Annotated in this window: 20 protein-coding genes; 16 read left to right on the top strand and 4 right to left on the bottom strand. The window is 60.4% G+C overall.

Going from position 1 to position 23937, the window contains the following annotated elements; translation table 11 throughout:
• The first annotated feature begins 2 nt into the window (after positions 1-2).
• Entirely contained in the window at positions 3-1175 is a 1173-nt protein-coding gene (locus tag TRL7639_RS06435; RefSeq protein ID WP_085794923.1) for a M24 family metallopeptidase, read from the top strand.
• A 571-nt stretch (positions 1176-1746) separates the two neighbouring features.
• A complete protein-coding gene (locus TRL7639_RS06430; protein WP_085794922.1) occupies positions 1747-2919 on the top strand; it encodes an NAD-dependent epimerase/dehydratase family protein in 1173 nt (390 codons plus the stop codon).
• 24 nt (positions 2920-2943) lie between these two features.
• Here the strand turns inward: TRL7639_RS06430 and TRL7639_RS06425 are convergent, their stop codons facing one another.
• The 4 genes from TRL7639_RS06425 to TRL7639_RS06410 all read right to left on the bottom strand — a co-directional run bounded on the left by TRL7639_RS06425 (position 2944) and on the right by TRL7639_RS06410 (position 8608).
• The gene (locus tag TRL7639_RS06425; RefSeq protein WP_085794921.1) at positions 2944-4800 is read right to left on the bottom strand and encodes a glycosyltransferase family 2 protein; all 1857 of its coding nucleotides are present in this window, start codon (positions 4798-4800) and stop codon (positions 2944-2946) included.
• A 4-nt stretch (positions 4801-4804) separates the two neighbouring features.
• Complete coding sequence (locus tag TRL7639_RS06420; RefSeq protein WP_133057622.1) at positions 4805-6442, bottom strand: hypothetical protein; 1638 nt, start codon at positions 6440-6442, stop codon at positions 4805-4807.
• A 66-nt stretch (positions 6443-6508) separates the two neighbouring features.
• Positions 6509-7624: a porin family protein gene (locus tag TRL7639_RS06415; protein WP_165759766.1), complete on the bottom strand. Its 1116-nt coding sequence runs from the start codon at positions 7622-7624 to the stop codon at positions 6509-6511.
• Between the two features lie 510 nt (positions 7625-8134).
• The gene (locus TRL7639_RS06410) at positions 8135-8608 is read right to left on the bottom strand and encodes a nucleoside deaminase (RefSeq protein ID WP_085794918.1); all 474 of its coding nucleotides are present in this window, start codon (positions 8606-8608) and stop codon (positions 8135-8137) included.
• 63 nt (positions 8609-8671) lie between these two features.
• Between TRL7639_RS06410 and TRL7639_RS06405 the strand changes: the two genes are divergently transcribed.
• From TRL7639_RS06405 to TRL7639_RS06340, 14 genes are all read left to right on the top strand, one after another.
• Positions 8672-9625, top strand: coding sequence for a pseudouridine synthase (locus tag TRL7639_RS06405; protein WP_085794917.1), 954 nt, complete (start codon positions 8672-8674; stop codon positions 9623-9625).
• A gap of 176 nt (positions 9626-9801) precedes the next feature.
• Positions 9802-10713 (top strand): 5-bromo-4-chloroindolyl phosphate hydrolysis family protein, encoded by a 912-nt coding sequence (locus TRL7639_RS06400; protein WP_085794916.1) that lies wholly within the window; start codon positions 9802-9804, stop codon positions 10711-10713.
• Positions 10714-10755: 42 nt separating this feature from the next.
• A complete protein-coding gene (locus TRL7639_RS06395) occupies positions 10756-11946 on the top strand; it encodes a toxic anion resistance protein (protein ID WP_085794915.1) in 1191 nt (396 codons plus the stop codon).
• Positions 11947-12003: 57 nt separating this feature from the next.
• Complete coding sequence (locus tag TRL7639_RS06390; RefSeq protein WP_370808938.1) at positions 12004-12912, top strand: DUF2927 domain-containing protein; 909 nt, start codon at positions 12004-12006, stop codon at positions 12910-12912.
• A gap of 254 nt (positions 12913-13166) precedes the next feature.
• Positions 13167-14327 (top strand): SPFH domain-containing protein, encoded by a 1161-nt coding sequence (locus TRL7639_RS06385; protein WP_085794913.1) that lies wholly within the window; start codon positions 13167-13169, stop codon positions 14325-14327.
• Positions 14328-14330: 3 nt separating this feature from the next.
• Complete coding sequence (locus TRL7639_RS06380) at positions 14331-14858, top strand: cytochrome b (protein WP_085794912.1); 528 nt, start codon at positions 14331-14333, stop codon at positions 14856-14858.
• 12 nt (positions 14859-14870) lie between these two features.
• Complete coding sequence (locus TRL7639_RS06375) at positions 14871-15260, top strand: CPCC family cysteine-rich protein (RefSeq protein WP_235820270.1); 390 nt, start codon at positions 14871-14873, stop codon at positions 15258-15260.
• 7 nt (positions 15261-15267) lie between these two features.
• Positions 15268-16398: a TFIIB-type zinc ribbon-containing protein gene (locus tag TRL7639_RS06370; protein WP_085794911.1), complete on the top strand. Its 1131-nt coding sequence runs from the start codon at positions 15268-15270 to the stop codon at positions 16396-16398.
• Between the two features lie 142 nt (positions 16399-16540).
• Complete coding sequence (locus TRL7639_RS06365; protein ID WP_085794910.1) at positions 16541-18568, top strand: oxidoreductase; 2028 nt, start codon at positions 16541-16543, stop codon at positions 18566-18568.
• A gap of 80 nt (positions 18569-18648) precedes the next feature.
• Entirely contained in the window at positions 18649-19317 is a 669-nt protein-coding gene (locus tag TRL7639_RS06360; RefSeq protein WP_085794909.1) for a nitroreductase, read from the top strand.
• Positions 19305-20207: a carbohydrate kinase family protein gene (locus tag TRL7639_RS06355; RefSeq protein ID WP_085794908.1), complete on the top strand. Its 903-nt coding sequence runs from the start codon at positions 19305-19307 to the stop codon at positions 20205-20207. The genes TRL7639_RS06360 and TRL7639_RS06355 overlap by 13 nt, the downstream gene beginning before the upstream one ends.
• Positions 20204-20644 carry a D-aminoacyl-tRNA deacylase gene (dtd, locus tag TRL7639_RS06350; protein ID WP_085794907.1) on the top strand — a complete coding sequence of 147 codons (441 nt, stop codon included), beginning with the start codon at positions 20204-20206 and terminating at the stop codon, positions 20642-20644. Before TRL7639_RS06355 ends, dtd begins: the two co-directional genes overlap by 4 nt.
• Positions 20641-21750 carry a glycerate kinase type-2 family protein gene (locus TRL7639_RS06345; protein ID WP_085794906.1) on the top strand — a complete coding sequence of 370 codons (1110 nt, stop codon included), beginning with the start codon at positions 20641-20643 and terminating at the stop codon, positions 21748-21750. The genes dtd and TRL7639_RS06345 overlap by 4 nt, the downstream gene beginning before the upstream one ends.
• Positions 21751-21832: 82 nt before the next feature.
• Positions 21833-23827: a CocE/NonD family hydrolase gene (locus TRL7639_RS06340; protein WP_085794905.1), complete on the top strand. Its 1995-nt coding sequence runs from the start codon at positions 21833-21835 to the stop codon at positions 23825-23827.
• Positions 23828-23937 lie beyond the last annotated feature (110 nt).

The raw sequence follows: 23937 nt of genomic DNA, 5'->3' as shown, positions 1-23937 counted from the left end.
CCGTGCCCGCAAGTGATTTTTCGCAAGCTGAATTTGACCAGCGCCTGACCAGAACCCGCGCCGCCATGGCCGCGCAGGGGATTGAGACGCTGATCGTCGCTGACCCCTCGAACATGGCCTGGCTGACGGGCTATGACGGCTGGAGCTTTTACGTCCCGCAAGTGGTTATCGTCCCGCGCACGGGCACGCCGCTCTGGTGGGGGCGCACACAGGATAAGGCAGGCGCGGCACAGACCACCTGGATCGGGGCCGAGAACCTCTTTGACTGGCCCGAAGAGCACGTCCAGCACCCCGACCACCACCCCTACACCTCGCTTGTTTCGCTGCTGCAAGAGCGCGGCTGGACCCGCGCGCTTGGGGTCGAGATGGACAACTATTACTACTCCGCTGCGTCTCACCGCATCCTGGAAACCGCTTTTGGACGCGACGCGATTGCCGACGGCACCGGATTGGTGAATTGGCAGCGCGCCGTCAAAAGCGAGGCGGAACTGGCGATGATGCGCAAGGCAGGCCAGCTGACCGCCCATATGCACGCCACCCTGCGCGATGGCTTTCGCGAAGGGCGACCCAAGCATGAACTGGTGGCCGAGGTGCAGGCGGCCGGCGTCGCGGGCCTGCCGGGCCTTGCAGGCGACTACCCCGCCATCGCCCCCATCGCACCCTCTGGTCTCGAGGCGTCAGCCTCGCACATCACCTGGAACGACCGGGCCTTGGTGCGCGGCGAGGCCACCTATTTCGAAGTCTCGGGCTGCTACCACCGCTACCACTGCCCCGCCAGCAGAACCCTGTTTCTGGGCGAGGTGCCCGCCGACATCCGCCGCGCCGAAGAGGCGGTGCTGCAAGCCATCGAAGACACCTTCGCCGCCGCCCGTCCCGGCGTCGCCTGCGAGGAGATCGCCGCCTGTGTCTATGACAGCTTTGCCAGTGCCGGCTACGTCAAGGCCAACCGGACGGGGTACCCGATCGGCCTCAGCTACCCGCCCGACTGGGGCGAACGCACCATGAGCCTGCGCCCCGGCGACACGACGCCGTTGCAGGAAAACATGACCTTCCACCTGATGCCCGGCCTCTGGACCCCGGACTGGGGCGTCGCCATCACCGAAAGCTTTGTGGTCACGCCAGACGGTGGCCAACCGCTGGCCGACATTCCCCGCGCCCTGGTGGTAAAAGGGTAAAGGGGAGCTCCCGCCCGTCGGTCGAGCATCTCAGATGCCCGCCTGCGGTTGGCCAGAAATAGATCGTGCGCCTCGCTTCGCTCGGCGGTTGGCGCGCTATTGCTCTGTGGATGCAGGGTCCAATCCGTTGGCCGTGCGGATCAGGTCGAGGAGGTCGCCGATACGCTCCTGCAAATCCAGCGCGTCAAGATCAGGGGCTTCTTTGCAGACCAGCCGGGCAGCTCCGGCCTTGTCTTTGCCCCCTGAAACCGGGCCTGTATTCGGGCCGAGAAAGAGAGGCAGAATAGGGCTCGGAAGCGATCATCGGTCGAAACCATTCTGGAACCGCTGCGTCAGATTGAGCTGAGGCTTGCGGATGGCGACGATGGCCGCCGCCACAGTGGCCGGACAGGCCAGAGACGGCAGTTTCGGGCCGCGGTCAGGTGCGGCCCGTGATCAGAATGACATAATATCAATCACTTAACAGAACCCCACCAACAAAAGCGCATTCAAATTCAAAACCTTGACTGTATTAAACATGCCCCTAAGATTTTACGCATGAATTTGCTCCTTACATTTTGGAAAAAACACAATGAAAATCTTAGTTCTAGGCGGGGATGGGTTTTGTGGATGGCCCACCGCATTGCATCTGTCCCAACAAGGCCACCAAGTCATTATTGTTGACAACCTGTCTCGGCGAAAAATCGATATCGAATTGGAGGTGGAGTCCCTCACCCCCATCAGACCGCTAGGGGAAAGATTGCAAGCATGGGCGGAACTGACCGGAAAGACGATAGCTTACGAGAATTTTTCGGTCGGAAAACACTATCATCGGCTGCTTGCTCTGCTGAAGTCCGAAAAACCCGATGCAGTCGTGCATTTTGCCGAACAGCGCGCCGCGCCCTATTCGATGAAATCCTCGTATCACAAGCGCTATACAGTCAACAACAACCTGAACGCCACAAACGATGTGCTGGCCGCGATCGTCGAAAGTGGCGTGGACAGTCATCTGGTTCATCTGGGAACCATGGGTGTCTACGGATACGGTACGGCGGGAATGAAGATTCCAGAAGGCTATCTAAAGGTTCACATCGACACCGACGACGGCGCGCAAATCGATGCTGAAATTCTGTATCCGGCGAACCCCGGATCCGTGTATCACATGACGAAGACGCAGGATCAGCTGTTCTTCTATTTCTACAACAAGAACGACCAAGTGCGGGTCACGGACCTGCATCAGGGGATCGTCTGGGGCACTCAGACACCCGAAACCAAGCTCGATGAACGGCTGATCAATCGGTTCGACTACGACGGGGACTATGGCACAGTTCTGAACCGTTTCTTGATGCAGGCGGCGGTCGATTATCCGCTGACGGTACATGGAACCGGCGGACAGACCCGCGCCTTTATCCATATCCGCGACACCGTGAAATGCATCGAATTGGCCATCCTGAACCCGCCACAGAAAGGGGAACGGGTCAACATCCTGAACCAGATGACGGAAACACATCGTGTTCGGGACCTGGCACAGCTTGTCGCCGATCAGACCGGGGCCGAGATTTCGTTCATCGACAACCCGCGCAACGAGGCGGATGAAAACGAACTGCACGTGGCCAATGATCGTCTGCTGAACCTTGGGTTGAACCCCACCTACCTTGCTGATGCGATTCTGGAAGAGGCGCGCGAGATCGCCGAGAAATACGCCGATCGCTGCGACCGCACCAAAATCCCCTGCGTGTCGCTCTGGAACCAGACGAAACTTTAGGGTCAGGGTTAATGGGCCCTGCCCCTAAGCCTCTCGGATGGTTTTGCCTTTGGGGCGCACGAGGGCGCCGCTTGAATACAAATGCTGGCCGTGGTCCTTGACCGTGATCGTCAGGTTGCTTTCCAAAGTGAAATAGGCCCGCAGCAAGCGGAACACCAGATATTCGGGGATAAACAGCAACCCTTTGAACGAGCGGTTCAGCAACGCGCACAGGACCGACATCAAGGCAGGGGCGCCAATACCCACCGCGACGATCGCCTGCCAGGGAATGTCTCGCGCCTCGGCTCCGGGGCCGATGGCAACCAGAGTGCCGAACAGGATCATCGGCACCATCATCGCACGCATCGCCGAATTCAACAGCATGAAGGGCAACAGCACCTTGCCGCGTACAGTCATGCGCCCCGAGTAGATCAGATCGCGACACCGGGCCGAGACATGAAAAACGCTGCGGAACCAACGCAAGCGCTGCTCGCGCATATGTTTGTATGAGGCAGGCACCTCGCTGACGAACTGGATCCTTGGATCGACAATCAACTGATACCCCAGCTCTCCGATCCGCAGGGACATGTCGGTGTCTTCACCATTCATGCCCTGAACAAACCCGCCCAGCTTGCGCGGCAACTCGGCCCGGTAGGCGGCAAACATCCCCGGCACGCCGACAACCGAATTCACCGCGCTCAAGCCGACAGAATAGAACCCGTGTTTCACCACCAGCTCCAGCAGGCGTGGCCGATCAAACGGGCCGCCGCCGGGCGGTACAGGCAATCCACCCACCACGCCCACGTCCGGGTTCCGCATCCTGAGCATGGCATAGACCAGCGCGTTCTCTCCGATCTGCGTGTCGGCGTCGATGCGGATGACATATTCGGTCTGGGTTGCGTGCAACGCCGCGTTCAGCGCGTGGGCCTTGCCCGGCGTGCGCTCCAGGATAACCCGACCATAGGCAGACTTGCAGGCGTTCAAGGCATCGGTTGCCACCTCGCTGGTGCGGTCGGTCGAGTTGTTGTCCATCACCAGAACGGACACTGGCCCACCGTATGTCCTTGCCGCCTCGTCGATCGCCGCAATGGTGCGCGTTATGATGTATTCCTCGTTATGGGCTGGAATGATGATCGTCAACGCCGGGGTAAAGGGCGTCATGTCCACGCGCGAGGTATCAATTCGTGCCAGAACGTACAGCATCAAGAAGACCAACGGCAGGAACAGGAAAACGCCCGGCCCAATTCCTCCCAACAAGGCATACTCTCGGGCTTTGGCGATCGTGTTGGGCACGATGTTTTCGGCAGAGATGGTTAGAAGGCCCGCAACCAGAAGGATCACGATCAGACGGAACATCATGCGTTTGTTGCGAGACGGCCGGTGCTCGATTTCGATCCGCGACGGCATGTTGCCCCGCTCTAACAGCTTGAAGGAATAGATCGCATACCCCAGAAACCCGGACAGGATTTCAATGACATTCAAGGGCATCGGCGTATCTGCCAGCAAGTCGAACAACAAAGCCGTGACATCAATCAGCGCACAAAACGCAAGATAGGTGATCGCCATGTCCGCCGTAAATCCCAACCGCCAGAGCAGCGGACCATTCGACAGTAGCCCAAAGGCGATCATGTAACTCAGAACAAACAGGCGCAGCGGCATCGAATGCCCCCCTGCAAAAGGCGCTGTCACCAGATCACCGCCCCGAAAGACAGTCTGGAACAGCGCAACATGTTCCAGTGCATAGAGCCCAGCAAAAGACACGAGGACAAACAGAACCAGCAGCACCGGCGCACGCCACATCGCCACGTTGGTCGAAAACCCCACGGGCGCCGAGTCAATCGACACAAACTCGTTCTGCGAGCGGCCGGTCGAATTCGAATTTGGCTGATCCGGCGCTGACATCGCTCTATTCGTCTTGTTTCGCCGGAACGACGATCAACGCGCTTTCAGGACGATGAAGATCAATCGCCGACGCCAATGCCGGATCGTCGCCGGCAAACGCCATGGTCTCGGGGTCCGGTGCTGAGGTAACAACCGAATAGGCCACCCAATACGGGCGATCCTGTCCTTTCATCTGGTCCAAGGCCGCAGTCAGGTTCTCCAACGCGACAATGGTCACACTTGGTTGCGAGTGGTCAAGATTGCCCAATCCCCCTTCGCGATAATCAAAAGAGTTGTGCAGGAAAATCTTGGACAAAGCGAGGAACCCAAAATTCAGATCGTGCGCGGTGACAGGCCCTTCGATCATCAGGTTGATCACCGGGGACATGGCATTCAGGACACCGGCATAAAGTTCGGTCGCATCCGACCCTCGGTTATCAAGCCCGGTACCAACATTGATCTTGGCAGCTGCAGGGCGACCTTGCACACATCTGCCTGTCTTTTCTTCATCACTGATCAGGCTGACACGAAGTTCATTGTCGATGGACTGAACATTCTTGGGCAATGGGATACTGTGTTCGAATGAGGTCTGGGTGGTCGGCAATGTCTGTGAATAGACGATGTCCCCATTCAAGAAAACGATCAGCAACCAGGACGCCGAACTGTCCGTTGACACCATCTGCATCTTCAGATCCAGCATGTCGGGCAACTGCAAATCCGGCATCGAGGTGCGCGAGTACCGGTACACCCAACTTGTCCGATTGCGAAACTCGCGACTGGCGGCCGCGCCATCTTGTCCAATGATTGGCAACGGCCAGCTCAAGTTGTTTTCCCCTTCAAGTTCGCGCCTGATATTTTCCTGCTGGACGACCCAGTGATGCAACTCAACCACGTCTTCGATGGGAACCTCGACGTCTGTTTCGCGCGCTACCCCTTTGTCGACAAAACTGGCCTTCGCCGCAAAGGGCAGCCACCGCCACGAAATCACGGGATCTGCTGCGGTGATCACTTCAGGTGTCTGCGAGGGCCAGACAATCCGTACCGGAAACCCCGATGCGATCAACGCGTCGGCCGTCGAGGTGATCGGCTCGTCCAGTGCCACCCGCACATGGGTCTCAGGTTGGATCGATACCACGACACCGCCGGTCCAATCCTCCGCGCATTCGGCCTTGGGGTTGTTGCCATCCACGGTGATATTCACGTCGATCCATGGGCGTTCCAGGTCAATCGGCTCCAGCGGGATTCTGACCCGCATGTTGGTCTCTCCCGGCTCCAGAACGATTTCGCCCCGGCGATGACCGTTAACCTCGAATTGCAAGCGACCTGCGGTTTCGAACTCCATCTCGGTCTTGACAAAAATCTCCAGCACAGCCGCCGAAAAGGCCGTATCCCGTGGCAGTGGCAAGCTGAAGCGGCGATGCCCCGAGAACCCGGTAAGCGCAGTCCACTCGTCGGATTGCAACACCTCCAGGTCAACGAACCCCGCAGCACCCTCGATCTTGTCGGGCAGTCGGGCTTCTCCGGTTTCCAGCTCGTGAACCTCGCGTCCGTCGCGGATGTCCTTTAGCCCACCGGTTTCAAACAGGTCTTCGCTGCGATTGACCGCGATGGCGACAAAGGCGAACAGGATCAACGCCAGAACCGCAATTCCGATTAGTCTCAATTCCGTCTCCCCCACCCCTGCGGTCACCCCGCACGGCACTTGGCGTAGCTCTCCCAATACAGGCCGTCAAAATCGCCAACGAATCCCAGTCAAAACAGCGTAACTGTCAAAATAGTCTGCCGTATCATCATCATAGTCATAGTTTCGGATAGTTGCATAGATTTCGAACTTCTGCTTCTTGAATTGCTGAACAACCGCAAGACCGATGGAGTTTCCGACTTGGTTGTTGTGCCTGGGATCTTCGTAATAATAGTAGTCCAAAGAGGCTGCGGTCCAACCGTAGGGAAGGAAATTGTACCAACGACGACCAATCTTGGCATAGGCGTAATAGCCAGAGTTTTGCTCGATCCCATAGGCGAGCGTCAGATTGTAACGGGACGGTTTGTGCAGGATCGAGCCCGACGCAATAAAGCTGAGCTGCTTGGGTCGAAACTGAGTGTTGTCGTACCCCCCGGCCCAGCGAATGGCCGCAGCCCCGCGATACCGCCAATCCCCTTGCCCCCCATCGTATCGAACTGCGGCATCGGCATAATACCGGCCATCTCTGTCCTCCAGAACTTCGCGGCCAGCGGCCAGGGAAAAGGATAGGTTGTTGTTGACCGGCGTGTCATACCGCACCCGCAACCTGCGGCTGCTGCCAAGAGTGCGAAACCGGTCCTTGATGCGGAAATTGGTAAGGGTCCCATCCGTCCGCCGAAAGAAAAATCCACCCGCTACATCCTTGACCGCAGCCCCCGCGACGACATTGGTCAAAGATAGATCCTGTCCTGTCACGCCATCACTGGCCATGGCGCCCTGACCCAGGAAAAATGTGCCGCGTTCTGGGTGGCTGAACGAGATCTCCAATTTTCTCAGTGGCTCGGACGCATTCCCGAAGCTTCCTGAAAATCCGTCAACTTGATTGATTGCGTTCGTTTCTCCCCAAACAAGCCCAACCTCACCCCGAGCCTGGAACTGCCACCCATTGCTCAATGGCGCGTCATAGGTCAGGCCAAGGCGAGATACAGATTTCGAGCTGTCAACAAACGGATAGACATCGCTGTCGGCACCATCATCAAAAAACAAGATACCGCGATTGATTTGACCGTAAAGATCGATCCCCTGCTTCTTGTCGAGTTCATCGCCAAGAGCAGCTATTGGTGCCGCACCAAAAAATCCGCACAAAACCCACACCCTACTCACGAGGAAAATCCTGGATGCGTAATGCGAGAAGAGGGCTTGGGCCATGAATGTGTCCAATCGGCTAAACTAGCTCGGTGCTGACGTGTCCAATAAATTCAATCCAAATGATTGTATGATCCGCATCTGTAATTTGCCAAGACAGCCAACAGAAAAATACCAATCTTGATGAAACTTGGAAAAGGACGAGCATAACCGGCGCCTTTCGCAATACAACCCCACCCAAATCAGCCACCAAGGCCTTGCAAGGTCCTGCATTGACGCCGAACATGTTGGGTCTTCGCTTCGGGCTGTGAACAGTCCATTTCTGCGGCACAAACGAATGACCGCTCTGCGCTGTAAGCGGCCCGATCTACTGCGCCTCTCTGATGCCGCAAAAGTTGCCAAGTGCCGCACCATTAACCAAATCCAATACCCTTCTTACCAAACCCTAAACGCACGTGCTGCAGTGCAGCAGCACGCAGCAGTGCACGGGTGGTGCACGCCCTGTGCACGCATGTCACAGCCCGCCCCCTAGCCCCTGTCGCCCCCTGTTGCGCCGCGTCGCAGCGCGAAGAAGTCCTTTAACACATGCTCACATTCCTGCGCCGCGATGCCGTCGTAAACCTCGGGCCTGTGATGCGCCTGGGGGTGGGAAAACACCCGCGCACCGTGGGCTACGCCACCTGATTTCGGATCGGACGCGCCATAGTAGATCCGCCCGATCCGGGCAGCTGCCAGGGCGGCGGCACACATCGCACAAGGCTCTAGCGTCACGTACAAATCATAGCCCACCAACCGTTCGGACCCCGCCGCCGCACAGGCCGCGCGCAAGGCCACGATCTCGGCATGAGCGGTCGGATCGTTCCACTCACGGGTGCGGTTGCCTGCGGCGGCCACCACTTCTCCATCAGGGGACACGATGACGGCGCCCACCGGCACCTCGCCGCGGTCTGCGGCGGCGCGGGCCTCGGCAAGTGCCTGATTCATATGGGATTTGAAGGTCATGCCCTAAACTGCCCAAGAATGGGTGCTTTCGCAAGCAGCCGGAATGGGCTAAAGCCCCAACCCATGAGCAAAACCCCATCTTCAGAGACGCCAAAAGGCGATCGTATCGCCAAGGTTCTGGCCCGCGCAGGCGTCGCCTCGCGCCGGGATGCCGAAAGGCTGATCCAGGCCGGGCTGGTCACCGTCAATGGCAAGACCATCACCTCGCCCGCCTTGAACGTCACCGACAAGGACAAGATCACGGTCGAAGGCAAGCCGATCAAGGCCCCTGAACCGGCGCGTCTGTGGCTTTATCACAAGCCCACCGGCCTGGTGACCACGGATCGTGACGAAAAGGGGCGCACCACGATCTATGACGAGCTGCCCGAGGACATGCCCCGCGTCATGAGTGTCGGGCGGCTCGACCTGAACTCCGAGGGGCTCTTGCTGTTGACCAACGATGGCGGCGTCAAACGCAAGCTCGAGCTGCCTTCCACCGGGTGGGTGCGCAAATACCGGGTGCGGGTGAACGGACGCCCGACCGAGGATCAGTTTGCGCCTTTGCGCAAGGGAATGGTGATCGACGGTGAACGGTTCCAGCCGATGACCGTCTCGCTGGACCGGCAACAGGGGGCAAACGCCTGGCTGACCGTGGCGATCCGCGAAGGCAAGAACCGCGAGATCCGCCGCGCGATGGAAGAGATTGGCCTGTCCGTGAACCGCCTGCTGCGGGTATCTTATGGCCCGTTTCAGCTGGGTCAGCTGAAGCCGGGAGAGGTCGAGGAAATCCGCCGCCGCGTGCTGCGCGATCAACTGGGCCTGGATGCCGAAGCCAAGCCAGTGGAAGAGACGGACAAACCAGCCCGTCCGCAGCGCCGCCGTGGCCCCTCGGGAAAACCCGGTGTGGGCGATCCAAGCAAAAGTCTGCGCCGCCCCAACAAACCTGTGGGCAAACCCGGTGCGAAACCTGCCGGAAAACCCGGCCCACGCGCAGCAGGCCCCAAAGGCAAGCCCCCGGCGAAAAAGCGCCGGGACTGAGCGATTTAGCGCAGACTTCCCCCTAGCAAGGCGCCGCGCCATCGCCTAGTTTCATGGGCAACGGCTCATCGAGGGGGGCGGCATGTCTCAGACCGGAGTTCAGAAACTGGCCTATGCGGCCCTGATTGTCCTGCTGTTCGGTGTCTGCACCGGCTGGTTGGGGGGCCTCTGAACCCATGGCGCAACGATACGGCGGAAAATACAGCCCCGATGGCAGCTCTGAAGATGCTCCCAAACCCCGCGGCACATTCGACGGTGCGCGGGTAGAACCTGCTGGCGCACGGGCCAATGTCATGTTTATCCCGGCGATCCCCTTGGTGTTCATGTCCATCAATGATGGCGCCATTGGCATGTCTCTGGGGTTGGGTGCGGCCGGTTTTCTGACGGGTGCAGCCCTGCTGCTGCGCGAGGGTTTGCGGGCCGAGGCGGCGTTCAACGCCCGCAAAGTGGCCCGCCGCCCGGCCTTTCCACGCAAAATGGCGGCCAGCCTGCTGACCGGCATCGGTGTGGGTGTTGCAGCGTTTCGTAATGACTATCTGGACGCCGAGGTGGCAGGTCAGGTCAGCCTGATCGCACCTGTACTGTTCGGCGCCGCCGGAACAGCCCTGCACGCGCTTGCCTTTGGCATCGACCCCCTGTCAGACAAGGGAATGGAAGGCGTAGACACCTTTCAACAGGACCGTGTCGCCCGCGTGGTGGACGAGGCCGAAGCCTATCTGGACGCCATGACCGAAGCCGTCAAACGCGCCAAGAACCGCCAGATCGAGGCCCGTGTCGAGCGATTTCAAGCCACTGCCCGCGACCTCTTTCGTACGGTCGAGGAGGATCCCCGCGATCTGAGCGGTGCCCGCAAGTACCTGACCGTTTACCTGCGCGGCGCACGCGACGCGACGGTGAAATTTGCCGACTTCTACAGCCGCAGCCGCGATGAAAAGGCGCTGGCCGACTATGTCGCCCTGCTGGACGACCTGGAACAGAACTTTGCCGCCCGAACCCAAAAGATGCTGCTGGATGACCGCAGCGACTTGACCGTGGAAATCGACGTGCTGCGCGAACGCTTGCAGCGCGAAGGTGTCCGGTTGGATTGACCGCCCGCTCTAGTGGCCCCAAACGTAACGAGGAACCCGAAAATGTCCGACACAGTCCGCCAAAAGGCAGCCGAAGCCACCACCGCCGTTGAAGAAGTGACCGCCGTTGTCTTGCCCGAGCCACAGGCCGAGGTGGTGTCGATGCAGGACGCGGACGAGCCGGTGAGCGCCGAAATCCGCAAGCGCATGGACGAGATCGACATGGGCAACACCAACTCGATCGTTGCCTTTGGCTCGGGTGCGCAGGCCGAACTGCAAGAGATCAGCCAGGCGATGCTGGCCGATGTACGCAACAAGGATGTGGGCCCTGCTGGTGACTCCCTGCGCAACATCGTCACCACCATTCGCGGCTTTTCGGTCAGCGAGCTGGACGTGCGCCGCGATCGCAGCTGGTGGGAGAAACTGCTGGGCAAGGCAGCCCCCTTTGCCAAGTTCACAGCGCAATATGAAGAGGTCCAAGGTCAGATTGACCGGATCACTGATGATCTGCTGGGGCATGAACACACGCTGCTCAAGGACATCAAATCGCTCGACTTGCTTTATGATAAGACACTGAATTTCTACGACGAACTGGCGCTCTATATCGCGGCGGGCGAAGAAAAACTGGCCGAGCTCGACAGCTCTGAGATCCCTGCGAAAGAGGCCGAGGTTCAGGCCGCCCCCGAAGAGCACCAGGTGATGAAAGCGCAGGAGCTGCGCGACCTGCGGGCGGCGCGCGACGATCTGGAACGCCGGGTACATGACCTGAAGCTGACCCGCCAGGTGACCATGCAATCCCTGCCGTCGATCCGGTTGGTGCAGGAAAACGACAAGTCGCTGGTGACCAAGATCAACTCGACGCTCGTCAACACCGTACCGCTGTGGGAGACGCAGCTGGCGCAGGCCGTCACCATCCAACGCTCGGCCGAGGCCGCAGCTGCTGTGCGTGATGCCAACGACTTGACCAACGAGTTGCTGACGTCGAACGCGGCGAACCTGCGCGAAAGCAACAAGATGATCCGCCAGGAAATGGAGCGTGGCGTCTTTGACATCGAAGCGGTGAAACAGGCCAATGCCGACCTGATCGGCACCATTCAGGAAAGCCTCCAGATCGCGGACGAAGGGAAGGCAAAGCGGGCCGCAGCCGAAGAAGACCTCAAGAAAATGGAAGCCGAACTGCGGGACACCCTGGCAGCTGCCAAGGCCCGCAAGGATGGCATTGGCGATAATTCCGGCACCGCCGTGCCGAACTGATCGGTGCAGGTTCAGGGTTGTATAGGGTTGCGCATGGGGGTGGTCTTGGCCGCCCTTATGGCGCTGTCGGCCTGTGACCCGACACCGCGCACGACCCCCTTCCCCCAGACCCGACCAGCTGGCTTGGCCCCAGTCGGAGACGAGGTGATCCCCCAATCCGCCGCAAGTCAGGATCTAGCACGGTATTATGAGAAGGTGCAGAATGATCTGCTGACGCGCGGCTTGCTGCGCACCGACGGAGGCGGACCCGATACACCCTTTGACGCCAATGATCTGGCGCGCAATTTTGAAACCATTGCGTTTTTCGAAGAATACAGCGCGGCTGGCATTGGCTCTTCAGCACGCGGCTCCAGCGGACAGTTAAGCCGCTGGAGTGGGCCAGTGCGAATAAGCACTGAATTCGGTGCGTCTGTCCCGCTGGAACAACGCACCACCGACAGGGCCAATATCGACGCATATGTGTCACGACTGGCGCGGATAACCGGCCACTCGATCAGCACCGCGTCCCGAAATGCGAACTTTCATGTCTTTGTCGCCGGTCAAGATGACAGCGATTTCCTGCAAGCGCGGCTGCAACAGCTGATCCCGACCATCAGCGAAGCCGAATTGGCGATCTTCCGCGATCTTCCCCGCTCTTTCTATTGCCTGGTGGTGGCGGTGTCGGGCAATGGCACGCCCTACAATTACACCCGCGCCGTGGCGTTGATCCGGGCCGAGCACCCGGACCTGGTGCGCCTGTCCTGCGTGCACGAGGAAATCGCCCAAGGCCTGGGCCTGCCCAACGACAGCCCCCGCGCGCGGCCCTCGATCTTCAACGACGATGACGAGTTTGCCCTACTGACCAGCCATGACGAAAAGCTATTGATGATGCTCTACGATCCCCGGCTGAAACAAGGCATCACCGCCGAAGAGGCCCGCCCTGTGGTGAACATCCTGGCGCGCGAGGCGATGGGGCAGTCGCTCTGAACGAGCCTTTCGTTCTGCGGTGCCGCGCCTCGCCGACAGGCGAGGCGCTCGGCCCAACCCCGCAAGGGCCCGTCAGGGCATGATGCGGGGGCGGGAGCCCCCCGAAGCAGATTCCAACTGCATCGACTGGGCCGCACTCTCGAATTACGGGGATGATTTCACATGCATTCTCACTTTTGAACAACGCCACTCTTGCATAGATTTGAGAACTGGAACGAGTATAGTTCCAACAAGCGACATGGGAGCCGCAGATCATGGGTATTTTCGATTTTCTCTCGGGGCAGTTCATCGACGTCATTCATTGGGTCGATGACACGCGGGACACAATGGTCTGGCGGTTCGAGCGTGAAGGGCACGAGATCAAATACGGCGCCAAGCTGACCGTGCGTGAGGGGCAAGCGGCCGTGTTTGTGCATGAGGGGCAGCTGGCGGATGTGTTCACGCCCGGGCTCTATATGCTCGAGACCAACAACATGCCGATCATGACAACGCTGCAGCATTGGGATCACGGCTTCAAATCGCCGTTCAAATCCGAGATCTATTTCGTCAATACGACACGGTTCAATGATCTGAAATGGGGCACCAAGAACCCGATCATGCTGCGCGACCCCGAGTTTGGTCCCACGCGCATCCGCGCCTTTGGCACCTACACCGTGCGGGTCAAAGACGCGGCCCGGTTCCTGATCGAGATCGTGGGGACCGACGGCGAATTCACCATGGACGAGATCTCATTTCAGGTGCGCAATATCATCGTGCAGGAGTTTTCGCGCGTCATCTCAGGATCAGGCATCCCGGTGCTGGACATGGCCGCCAATACGGCCGATCTGGGCAAGTTGATCGCGGCCGAGGTCTCGCCCGTGCTGGAAGGCTACGGGCTGGAGATGCCCGAGTTCTACATCGAGAACATCTCGCTGCCGCCAGCGGTCGAGGCCGCATTGGACAAGCGGACGTCGATGGGATTGGCAGGTGATCTGGGCAAGTTCACGCAATATTCGGCGGCCGAGGCGATGACCGCCGCTGCCAGCACCCCGAACAGCGGAATGGGCGCCGGTCTTGGCATGGGAATGGGCATGGCCATGGCTCAGCAGATGGGGGCTCAGCAGATGGGGAACATGGCAGCGGGTCAGCCCGCAGGTCCTTGGGGCACCCGCCCCGCCCCCGCTGCACCGCAGGCGGCAGCGCCCGTTGCACCACCGCCCCCGCCGCCGGTCGAACATGTTTGGCACATCGCGGTGGATGGGGTCACATCCGGCCCGTTCTCAAAAGCCAAACTGGGCCGCATGGCCACCTCAGGCGAGATCACGCGCGAAACTTTTGTCTGGACCGCGGGTCAGGACGGTTGGAAGCGCGCCGAGGACGTACAGGAACTGGCGCAGCTGTTCACCATTCTGCCACCACCGCCGCCTGGGGCGTAATCGATGAACCGACGCTCTGTTTTGAAATGGATGCACTGGCTGTCGGCCGGGTTGATCGGGTATTTCTTTCTGGTCGAACCGGATGAGGTACCCGCAGATCCCGGCGCTGGCCTTAGCACCCATGCGGGCATGGGGCTTTTGCTGGCCATCGTCGTTGGTATTTGGACCCTGATCTATCTGCGAAAAGGGTTGGCTGGCCGTCCTGGCCCCAAACTGCCGGGCGTTGCCAAGCGCCTGCATCCGCTGTCTCACAAGGCCCTGCAATGGGGCATGCCCATCATTGTCGCCACTGGCGCCATGGCCGGCCTCGCCGCCCCCTTTGCCGTTCGCGCCTTTGGTTGGCTGCAGATAAACCCCGGCATTGGCAGCAAGACCCTGCATGATCTTGCGCAAGAGGTTCACGAGATTGCCTTTGACGCGCTGATCATCGTGGTTGTGGGCCACATCGGGTTTCATCTGTGGCGGCACCTCTGGCTAAAGGACAATGCGCTGCGTATCATGGTGCCGCGTATTCTGCACAAATACCTTTGACGGAGCGATTGGATGCCCTCTTCTGCGGACGAGCGCGGACTGGACGGCGCAACTGGCCGGGCAACCACCGGCCGCAAAACGCCGACCCGACGCAAACACATGACCCGCGCCGAGCGGCGCGCGGCCAACGACCCGCCGCCGCGCTACATCTGCCCCTGCTGTGATTACGTCACCTTGGCAGAGCGCGGGAGATGTCTGATCTGTCCCATCTGCTTTTGGGAGGACGAAGACGTTTACCATGACACCGATATGGAAGAACCATCAGCCGCCAACCACGGATTGGCCCTGTCGGACGCACGGCGCAGCTTTCAGCGCATCGGCGCCTATGAACCGTCCATGGTAAAGCACGTTCTGCCCGCGGAAAAGCGGTCCGAATACCTTCATTTCCCACGCCAGGATTGAGCCCAAGATGACCTCTGTGCCACCGCCCCTGCCAACCCAGACCCCACCATCCCCCAGCGGCGAGCATCGCTTTCCCTGCGACAACTGTGGCGCGGACTATCGGTTCAACCCCAAGGATGGGTCGCTGACCTGCGACCACTGCGGTCACAGCCAGGCGATCAGCACGGGCCCATGGAAGGGGGCGACCCTGCGCGAGTTGGATTTCGACGCCGCCATGGCCCAGGACCTGCCCGAGACCGAGATCGAAGAGACCCGCGTCCTGAGCTGCCCCAACTGCGCCGCTCAGGTCGAGTTCGACCCTGACACCCACGCGGCCGAATGCCCGTTCTGCGCCACGCCTGTGGTCACCGGCACGGGCGTGAACCGTCACATCAAACCGCGCGGCGTGCTGCCCTTTGCACTGGATGAACGCTCGGCCCATGGCGCGATGAGTGATTGGCTGGGCGCGCTGTGGTTTGCACCCAATGGGCTAAAGGAATATGCCCGCAAAGGGCGTAAGATGCAGGGCATTTATGTCCCCTACTGGACCTTTGATGCCGACACCAAGTCGAGCTATCGCGGTGAGCGCGGGACGATATATTACGAGACCCGCACCGTCATGCGTGACGGCAAACAGGTCACCGAACAGGTGCCCAAGATCCGCTGGTCTCCCAAATCGGGCCGGGTGGCGCGGTTCTTTGACGATGTGCTGGTTCTGGCCTCGACCAGCTTGCCAAAATCCTACACTGACGCGCTGGAACCGTGGGATTTGCCCGCGCTGGAGCCCTATCAACCCCAGTACCTCGCAGGATTTCGGGCCGAGGCTTATACTGTCGAGCTGAATGATGGCTATACCGAAGCCCGTCATCACATGTCGCGGGTGATCGAACGCGATGTACGTTTTGACATTGGCGGGGACCAGCAACGCATCCATGACATCGACACCGCGATCTCGGATGTGACGTTCAAGCATATCCTGCTGCCGGTCTGGCTTGCAGCTTACAAATATCGCGGCAAGACCTATCGTTTTGTCGTCAATGGCCGCACTGGTCGGGTGCAGGGCGAGCGGCCCTGGTCTGCGATCAAGATCACCATCGCTGTGACGATCGGCCTCTTGGCGGCTGCCGGATTGGGATATCTGGTCGCGACGAACCAATAACCAAGAGCACAATGTCGGTAGATTGATCGTAGACGTCGGGCAATGTGAATTGGCCTTTCGCCTTGCCAGCTAGCCTGCGATCGTGATGCAGTCGCGGGCGTGGGGCATTTCCCCCATCCCCCGTAACCGGAGCAGCGCGATCATGACCAGCCTTCTGGATCCGTTCACCCTGAAGCACCTGACCTTGCGCAACCGTATCGTCAGCACGTCGCACGCGCCGAATTATGTCGAAGATGGCCATCCCCGCGACAGATATCGCCTCTACCACGAGGAAAAGGCCAAGGGCGGTGTCGCGCTGACGATGATCGGCGGGTCAACCAATATTGCGCCTGACAGCCCCTCGGTCTTTGGTCAGCTGTATGCCGGGGATGACAGCATCATTCCGTGGTTTCAAAAGCTCACGGATGGTGTGCACGAACATGGCGCGGCGGTGATGTGCCAAATCACCCACATGGGGCGCAGAACAGCGTGGGACGACGGTCATTGGCTGCCTGTGCTTGCCCCATCTGGCGTGCGCGAACGGGCGCACCGGGCCTTTCCCAAGGTGATGGAACAGCAGGACATCGACCGCGTGATCCGCGATTTTGCGAGAGCGGCACTACGCTGTCAGCAAGGCGGTTTTGACGGGATCGAATTTCTGTCTCACTCCCATCTGTTGGGGCAGTTTCTGTCGCCGATCACAAACCTGCGCGACGATGAATATGGCGGGTCGCTGAAAAACCGGATGCGCCTGACGTTGCAGGTGCTGGATGCCGTGCGCGCCGAGGTCGGGGCGGACTTCATCGTGTCGATGCGTATCACGGGGGATGAGTTGACCAAGGGCGGCTTGAGCGCGGATGACTGCGTTGCAGCGGCCAAAATGCTTGAGGCGTCAGGCCATGTGGACCTGCTCAACATCCTGGCGGGCGCACCCTATGACGATTTGGGGCTGGCCGAATGGGTGCGTCCCATGGGCCTTCCCTCGGCGCCACATATCCCGGTGGCCGGACGCATCCGCGACGCAATCGACCTGCCCATTCTGCATGCAGGCGGCATCGCCGACATCGCGACGGCTCAACACGCGGTGGCGGGCGGGCACGTCGATCTGGTGGGCATGACCCGTGCGCAAATGGCGGACCCCTATCTGGTGGCAAAACTGGCCCGCCGAGAGGAGGCGCGCATTCGACCCTGTGTCGGTCTGGGTTACTGCGTTGACCGCGTCAACCAGGGCAAACCCGCCATCTGCGGCCACAACGCCGCAACGGGACGAGAGCAGACCCTGCCCCACATCGTCCTCGCCGGCAGCACGCCAAAGAAAGTGGTTGTCGTGGGCGGCGGTCCCGGCGGGTTGGAGGCCGCGCGCGTCAGCGCTCTGCGCGGGCATGAGGTTACACTTTTCGAAGCCTCCGATCGGCTGGGCGGGCAACTGGTTCTGGCATCAAAGGGCAAGACGCGCCGTCAGATCTGGGGCGTTGCGGATTGGCTGATCTCCGAGGTCCAGACCTTGGGCATAGACATACGCTTGAACACCTTTGCCGACGCCGATGATGTTGAAGGCGAAAACCCGGATCTGGTGGTCATTGCAACCGGTGGCTGGCCTGCACCGCTGGATCTTCCGGGTGGTGATCTGGCTATCTCCAGCTGGGATATCCTGTCCGGGCAGGCGCGCATTTCAGGCAGCATTCTGCTGTTCGACGAAGTGGGCGATCACCCTGCCGCCGTGACGATGGATGTCCTGTCCAGCGCAGGCCACGCAGTTGAACTTGTGACACCTGATCGGGCGTTGCTCCATGATTTGGGGCCAACAACAAGCGCTGTTGCCTTGCGCAACCTCAGCGCCAATGGGGCCACTTTTACCTGCTTGCACGACCTCGCTGATCTGTCCCGCGAGGGAAACCAGATCATCGCGCGTCTACAACACGTCCTGACCGGCAATCTGACCGAAAGGCGGGTTGATCACGTGGTTGTCGAACACGGGCTATGCCCGATGGATGACCTTTTCTTTGAACTCAAAACGCGCTCGATAAATCAGGGACAGTTGGATCATGATGCCTTGATCACTGGCACGTTCCCCTTTCCAAGAACCAATGAGACGGGACGCTACCACCTCGCCCGTGTTGGGGATGCGGTCACAGGACGCAACATGCACGCCGCGGTCCTGGACGCGATGCGCGTCTGCGTCGCCTTTTGAAACCCAGCCCCACTCGTAAACGTCAGGACTTGCACAGCCCGCGCCTGCCCGCCAAGGTGCGCGCAAGAGGAGAGAGTCCCATGTCCTATGACGCCCTGAATGCGCTGCTGAGCGCCCGCCATTCCTGCCGCGCCTTTCGCCCCGATCCGGTGCCACGGGAACAGATCGAACAGATCCTGTCAGCCGCGCAGCGCGTGCCGAGCTGGTGCAACGCGCAACCGTGGGAAGTGATCATCACCAGTGGCTCGGAAACAGACAGCTTTCGTGAGGCGCTCCAGCATGAGGTCGCAACAGGGGCACCCAAACCCGACCTGCCGTTTCCATCGGCCTACACCGGCGTTTATCAGGACCGTCGCCGCACCTGTGGCTGGGCACTGTATGAGGCGGTTGGCGTCGAAAAAGGCGACCGGGCGGGATCTGCCCGGCAGATGATGCAGAACTTTGCCCTGTTTGGCGCGCCACACTGCGCGATCCTGCACAGCCCCGCGGACCTTGGCCCCTATGGCGCAATGGACACTGGTGGATATGTCACGGCTTTTACTCTGGCCGCCCAGGCCCTTGGCGTTGCGACAATCCCACAGGCAGCGGTGGCCTCTTATGGGCCTTTCCTGCACCGCTATTTTGACATCCCCCAGGATCGGCTGATCCTTTGTGCGATCTCATTTGGCTATTCCGCCCCCGATCATCCGGCCAACGGGTTCCGCACCGAACGCGCCGGAATTGGCGAAACCGTGACATGGCGGGGATAGGCGTGCCACGCATCCTGTGTTGTGGCGAGGCCGTGATGGACCTAGTACCGCTGGCGGACGGTTCTGGCGGACTGTTGCCTGTTGCCGGTGGGGCTGCAGTCAACAGCGCGGTTGCCTTGTCGCGCCTGGACGTTCCCGTGGGATTTTTCGGCGCCCTGTCCACGGATGCCATGGGCGTGCGCCTGGCTGCTCATTTGCAGACCGAGGGCGTCGACATATCGCTTGTCCACCGCAGTCCACATCCGTCAACACTGGCGATCGCGCAGGTGCTGCCGGACGGGACCCACTTTGACCTATACGACGAAAGCAGCGCGGGCCGTGCGCTGCGGCCCGACCACTTGCCCAAATTACCACCATCGATCAAGGTTCTGGTGTTTGGCGGCATCAGCCTGGTTCACGCGCCTGCTGCCGATGCCTTTGAGCAGCTCATGATGCAGGCCGCGCCCGGATTGGTTTGGCTGGACCTCAACATCCGCCCGTCGGTCATCCAAGATACCAAGGCCCATCAGGAGCGCTTGCGCCGAATGATCCCACATGCGTCTGTGCTCAAGGTGTCTGACGAAGACCTGGAATGGTTCGGCCCCTTGCCCGATCTGCGCCCCGATCAGCTTTTGCTGCATACCCGTGGCGCAGATGGCATCATTGCGTCCCTTGGCACGTGGCAGTACAGCCACCCTGCGCCAACAGTCACGGTTTGCGACACGGTTGGCGCAGGTGACACATTCAATGCCGGTGTTCTTGCCTCTCTGGTGCGGGCAAACATGCTAGCGCCTTTGGCAGAGATCGACAGGCCCACCCTGACGCAAGCCATCGCGAACGGTGTGCGTGCCGCCAGTTTCAGCGTGCAACATCACGGGGCGCAGGCCCCCACATGGAAAGACATCGAATGAGAGCTTTGATACAACGCGTCTCTCGCGCCTCGGTCACAGTCGAGGGAGAAATCATCGGAGAGATCGGGCAAGGGCTGCTGATCCTGATCTGCGCGATGCAAGGCGATACCGAGGCGCAGTCCGAGCAACTGGCGGGCAAGATCTCGAAACTGCGGATTTTCAAAGATGAGGCCGGCAAGATGAACCGCTCCTTGCTGGACATCGGCGGTTCGGCCCTTATCGTCAGCCAGTTCACGCTGGCCGCAGACACGCGCCGCGGCAATCGGCCCGGATTTTCAACGGCGGCCCGCCCCGACGAGGGAGAGCGCCTGTATCTGGATTTCGCCGCGCGCGTCGCCGGGCTGGGTATCCCGGTGGCAACTGGCACATTCGGTGCCGATATGGCGGTCGAACTGCTCAACGATGGCCCTGTCACGATCTGGATGGACACGGAATGACGCCCAAGGATCAAGCCCGCGCGATCTGGCAGGCCGGCGTGGATGCCGTCGGCGGATATTCTGCGACCGATCAGGCCCTGGCCAACGTCCGACGCCCGGATCGTATTCTGGCCGTAGGCAAGGCCGCTGCCACCATGGCGCAGGCCGCGTTGGATAGGTTTCCCGGCACACCGTGCCTGGTCGTGACCAAAGATGGTCATGGCTCCGGCCTGCCCGATGAGGTCGAGCTGATCGAAGCCGCCCACCCTGTCCCCGACGCCCGCAGCCTTGCTGGAGGACGGGCGTTGCGGCTGGCGGTTCGGGCGATGACGGTGGACAGCGCGCTTTTGCTGCTGGTCTCTGGCGGCGCTTCGTCCCTGGCCGAAGATCTGGTCGAAGGTCATGATCTGGACGACTTGACCGCGCTCAACACACGTTTGTTGGCCGAAGGGTTGGACATCACGACCATGAACGCGGAACGGCGCAAAATCTCGCACGTGAAGGGTGGCAATCTGCTGGCCGGGTTCAAAGGCGCCCAAGTCGATGTTTTGGCGATCTCGGATGTGCCGGGCGATGACCTGATGGTCATCGGCTCGGGCATCGGGGCCTTGCCAGATCGCCACGATTTCAAAGCAAACGCGCGGATCATTGCCAGCAATGCGCATGCGCGTACCGCTGCGGCAAACAAGGCCTCGGAGCTGGGGCTGGAGGTTGTTGCCAATTCAGAAGCGCTTCATCTGGACTTGCCGACATTAGCAGCGCAGGTGGGAGCGCAGCTCCGCGATATGCCGCCAGGTGTGGCGGTTCTGGGTGGCGAACCCACGGTTGTCCTGCCCGAAAACCCCGGCCAAGGCGGGCGCAATCAGGCTTTGGCCCTGGCCCTGGCAAAAGAGATCGCTGGCGAGGGTGATCTCATCATTCTGGTTGGCGGAACCGATGGCACCGATGGACCAACAGATGCGGCAGGCGGCATCGTGGATGGGACAACGTGGTCTGATGCGGCCGAGGCGCACCTGAAGGCTGCAGACAGCGGCCCGTATCTGGCCCGGCATGACGCCCTACTGACCACTGGCCCGACCGGAACCAACGTGATGGATCTGCTGATTGCCATCCGGGCGACAGCCTAGCGGCCAACCCTGTCGGAAATCGCATTTTCGCGGTCGCTTCCCGCGCTTGACGTGTCGCATGTCCCCCGGAACAGTCGACAGCATGACGAACACCAACGCCTTGCTCGATATCCAGGAGTTTGCGGATATCGGAATTACCCTGTCGGATGGGTGCCGCCTGTCGGCGCGCATCTGGCGTCCCAAGGATGCCGACACCGCTCCGGTTCCTGCCATCCTTGAATACCTGCCCTATCGCAAACGCGACGGCACCTGTGCCCGCGATGCGCTGACCCACCCCTACATGGCCAAACGCGGTTATGCCTGCGTCCGGGTCGACATTCGCGGCAATGGCGACAGCCAGGGGCTGATGGAGGATGAATACACCCAGCAAGAGCTGGACGATGCGGTCGAGGTGATCCATTGGCTCGCTGCGCAAGATTGGTGCAGCGGTGCCGTCGGGATGATGGGGATCAGCTGGGGCGGGTTCAACGCGCTGCAGGTGGCGGCGATGCAACCCGAACCGCTCAAGGCGGTGGTGTCGCTGTGTTCCACCGCGGATCGCTACGCCGACGACATCCATTACAAGGGCGGTTGCCTGCTGAACGAGAACCTGGGCTGGGGCGCGACTATGTGGTCGTTCTCCTCTCGGGCACCTGACTCGGCGCTGGTGGGTGACGCCTGGCGCGGTATGTGGATGGAGCGGCTGGAAAACGAGCCTTTCCTGCCCTCGGTCTGGCTGCGTCATCAGACGCGCGACGCCTATTGGCAGCATGGCTCGATCTGCGAGGATTTTTCGGCCATCCGCACGCCCGTGCTGACCTTCAGCGGCTGGGGCGACAGTTACATGAACACGGTGCCGCTGCTGGTGGAAAACCTGTCGGTGCCGACCAAGGGCATCAATGGTCCCTGGATCCACAAATACCCTCATTTCGCCATCCCCGGTCCGCGCATCGGCTTCTTGCAAGAGGCGCTCAGGTGGTGGGATCGTTGGTTGAAAGGCATCGAAAACGGGGCCGAGGATGACCCCGATTACCGCGCCTATGTGATGGATGGCGTGGCACCCGAGCGCCGGTCCGAGCACCGCGACGGGCGCTGGATTGTCGAGGCCGAAGGGGCGACGTCGCATCTGCCCACCGAAACCTGGTATCTGAGCAACACCGGTCTGGGGCCGGACGGGCCGCTGGACAGGCAAATCAACACCCCGCTGCATTGCGGAATGGAATGCGGTGAATACGGGAGTTTCTGGGCCGGACCAGAGCTGCCCGGCGACCAGCGCATGGATGACGCCTTGTCGTGCTGCTTTGACAGCGACCCGCTGGATACAGACCTGGATATCGTTGGCGCGCCGCACATCCGGCTTTCGCTGACCTCGGACAAGCCGCAGGCCCAGATCGCGGTGCGGCTGAACCACGTGCTGCCCGATGGCACGTCGTCGCGGATCACCTATGGCGTTCTGAACCTGACTCACCGCGACAGCCACAGCGATCCCGCGCCGCTGAAACCGGGCGAAAGCTATGACATCACACTCGACCTTGATCACATCGCTTACCGCGTGCCTAAGGGTCACCGTTTGCGGGTTGCGGTCTCGACCAGCTACTGGCCGATGATCTGGCCTTCGCCTGAGCGGCCCACGCTGACGCTTGCCCAAGGACAGATTGATCTGCCGATGCGCCCCGCCGGATCACAGGATGAATGGACCTTTCCCCCGGCTGACGCAGATGAGCCGTGGAAGATCACGGTTGTGAAAGACGGCTCGAACACGCGCCGCACCGAAATCGATCAGGCCACTGGCGACGTGCGCTTGATCATCGAAGACGACAACGGCCGTACCGTAGATGACGATCACGGCTTGATGACCGCCAGTGTCGCGCGCGAGACATGGGTGATTCACCCCGATGACCCGCTTTCTGCACGCGGAACCTGTCATTGGACGGATGAAATGGGTCGAGGCGACTGGAATATTCGAACCGAAACACATTGTGAAATGTGGGCCGATCACGCGGATTTCCACCTCAATGCCAGACTGTTTGCCTATGAAAACGACACCCTTGTGTACAAACGCGACCTGAGTGATAAAATTCCAAGAACCGAAATGTAACTTCGGTCCGGGCAATGCCCTGCATTGAGGCTTGCCCGAATGGGGGAAATACGCAAACCTTGACTCACCAATCAACAAAAACAGCGCAAATCGCGCGACCACTCAACGGG

This window comes from Falsiruegeria litorea R37 (assembly GCF_900172225.1).
GTDB lineage: Bacteria > Pseudomonadota > Alphaproteobacteria > Rhodobacterales > Rhodobacteraceae > Falsiruegeria > Falsiruegeria litorea.
This window is presented reverse-complemented; position numbering and strand designations above follow the sequence as displayed.

Bases quoted from the DNA above. Each gene is read 5' to 3' on its own strand.
- TRL7639_RS06395 (WP_085794915.1), top strand. From the start codon at position 10,756: ATGTCCGACACAGTCCGCCAAAAGGCAGCCGAAGCCACCACCGCCGTT.
- TRL7639_RS06410 (WP_085794918.1), bottom strand. From the start codon at position 8,608: ATGACCTTCAAATCCCATATGAATCAGGCACTTGCCGAGGCCCGCGCC.
- TRL7639_RS06400 (WP_085794916.1), top strand. From the start codon at position 9,802: ATGGCGCAACGATACGGCGGAAAATACAGCCCCGATGGCAGCTCTGAA.
- TRL7639_RS06425 (WP_085794921.1), bottom strand. From the start codon at position 4,800: ATGTCAGCGCCGGATCAGCCAAATTCGAATTCGACCGGCCGCTCGCAG.
- TRL7639_RS06385 (WP_085794913.1), top strand. From the start codon at position 13,167: ATGGGTATTTTCGATTTTCTCTCGGGGCAGTTCATCGACGTCATTCAT.
- TRL7639_RS06355 (WP_085794908.1), top strand. From the start codon at position 19,305: ATGGCGGGGATAGGCGTGCCACGCATCCTGTGTTGTGGCGAGGCCGTG.
- TRL7639_RS06345 (WP_085794906.1), top strand. From the start codon at position 20,641: ATGACGCCCAAGGATCAAGCCCGCGCGATCTGGCAGGCCGGCGTGGAT.
- TRL7639_RS06370 (WP_085794911.1), top strand. From the start codon at position 15,268: ATGACCTCTGTGCCACCGCCCCTGCCAACCCAGACCCCACCATCCCCC.
- TRL7639_RS06340 (WP_085794905.1), top strand. From the start codon at position 21,833: ATGACGAACACCAACGCCTTGCTCGATATCCAGGAGTTTGCGGATATC.
- TRL7639_RS06375 (WP_235820270.1), top strand. From the start codon at position 14,871: ATGCCCTCTTCTGCGGACGAGCGCGGACTGGACGGCGCAACTGGCCGG.
- TRL7639_RS06390 (WP_370808938.1), top strand. From the start codon at position 12,004: ATGGCGCTGTCGGCCTGTGACCCGACACCGCGCACGACCCCCTTCCCC.
- TRL7639_RS06380 (WP_085794912.1), top strand. From the start codon at position 14,331: ATGAACCGACGCTCTGTTTTGAAATGGATGCACTGGCTGTCGGCCGGG.
- TRL7639_RS06405 (WP_085794917.1), top strand. From the start codon at position 8,672: ATGAGCAAAACCCCATCTTCAGAGACGCCAAAAGGCGATCGTATCGCC.
- TRL7639_RS06360 (WP_085794909.1), top strand. From the start codon at position 18,649: ATGTCCTATGACGCCCTGAATGCGCTGCTGAGCGCCCGCCATTCCTGC.
- dtd (WP_085794907.1), top strand. From the start codon at position 20,204: ATGAGAGCTTTGATACAACGCGTCTCTCGCGCCTCGGTCACAGTCGAG.
- TRL7639_RS06430 (WP_085794922.1), top strand. From the start codon at position 1,747: ATGAAAATCTTAGTTCTAGGCGGGGATGGGTTTTGTGGATGGCCCACC.
- TRL7639_RS06365 (WP_085794910.1), top strand. From the start codon at position 16,541: ATGACCAGCCTTCTGGATCCGTTCACCCTGAAGCACCTGACCTTGCGC.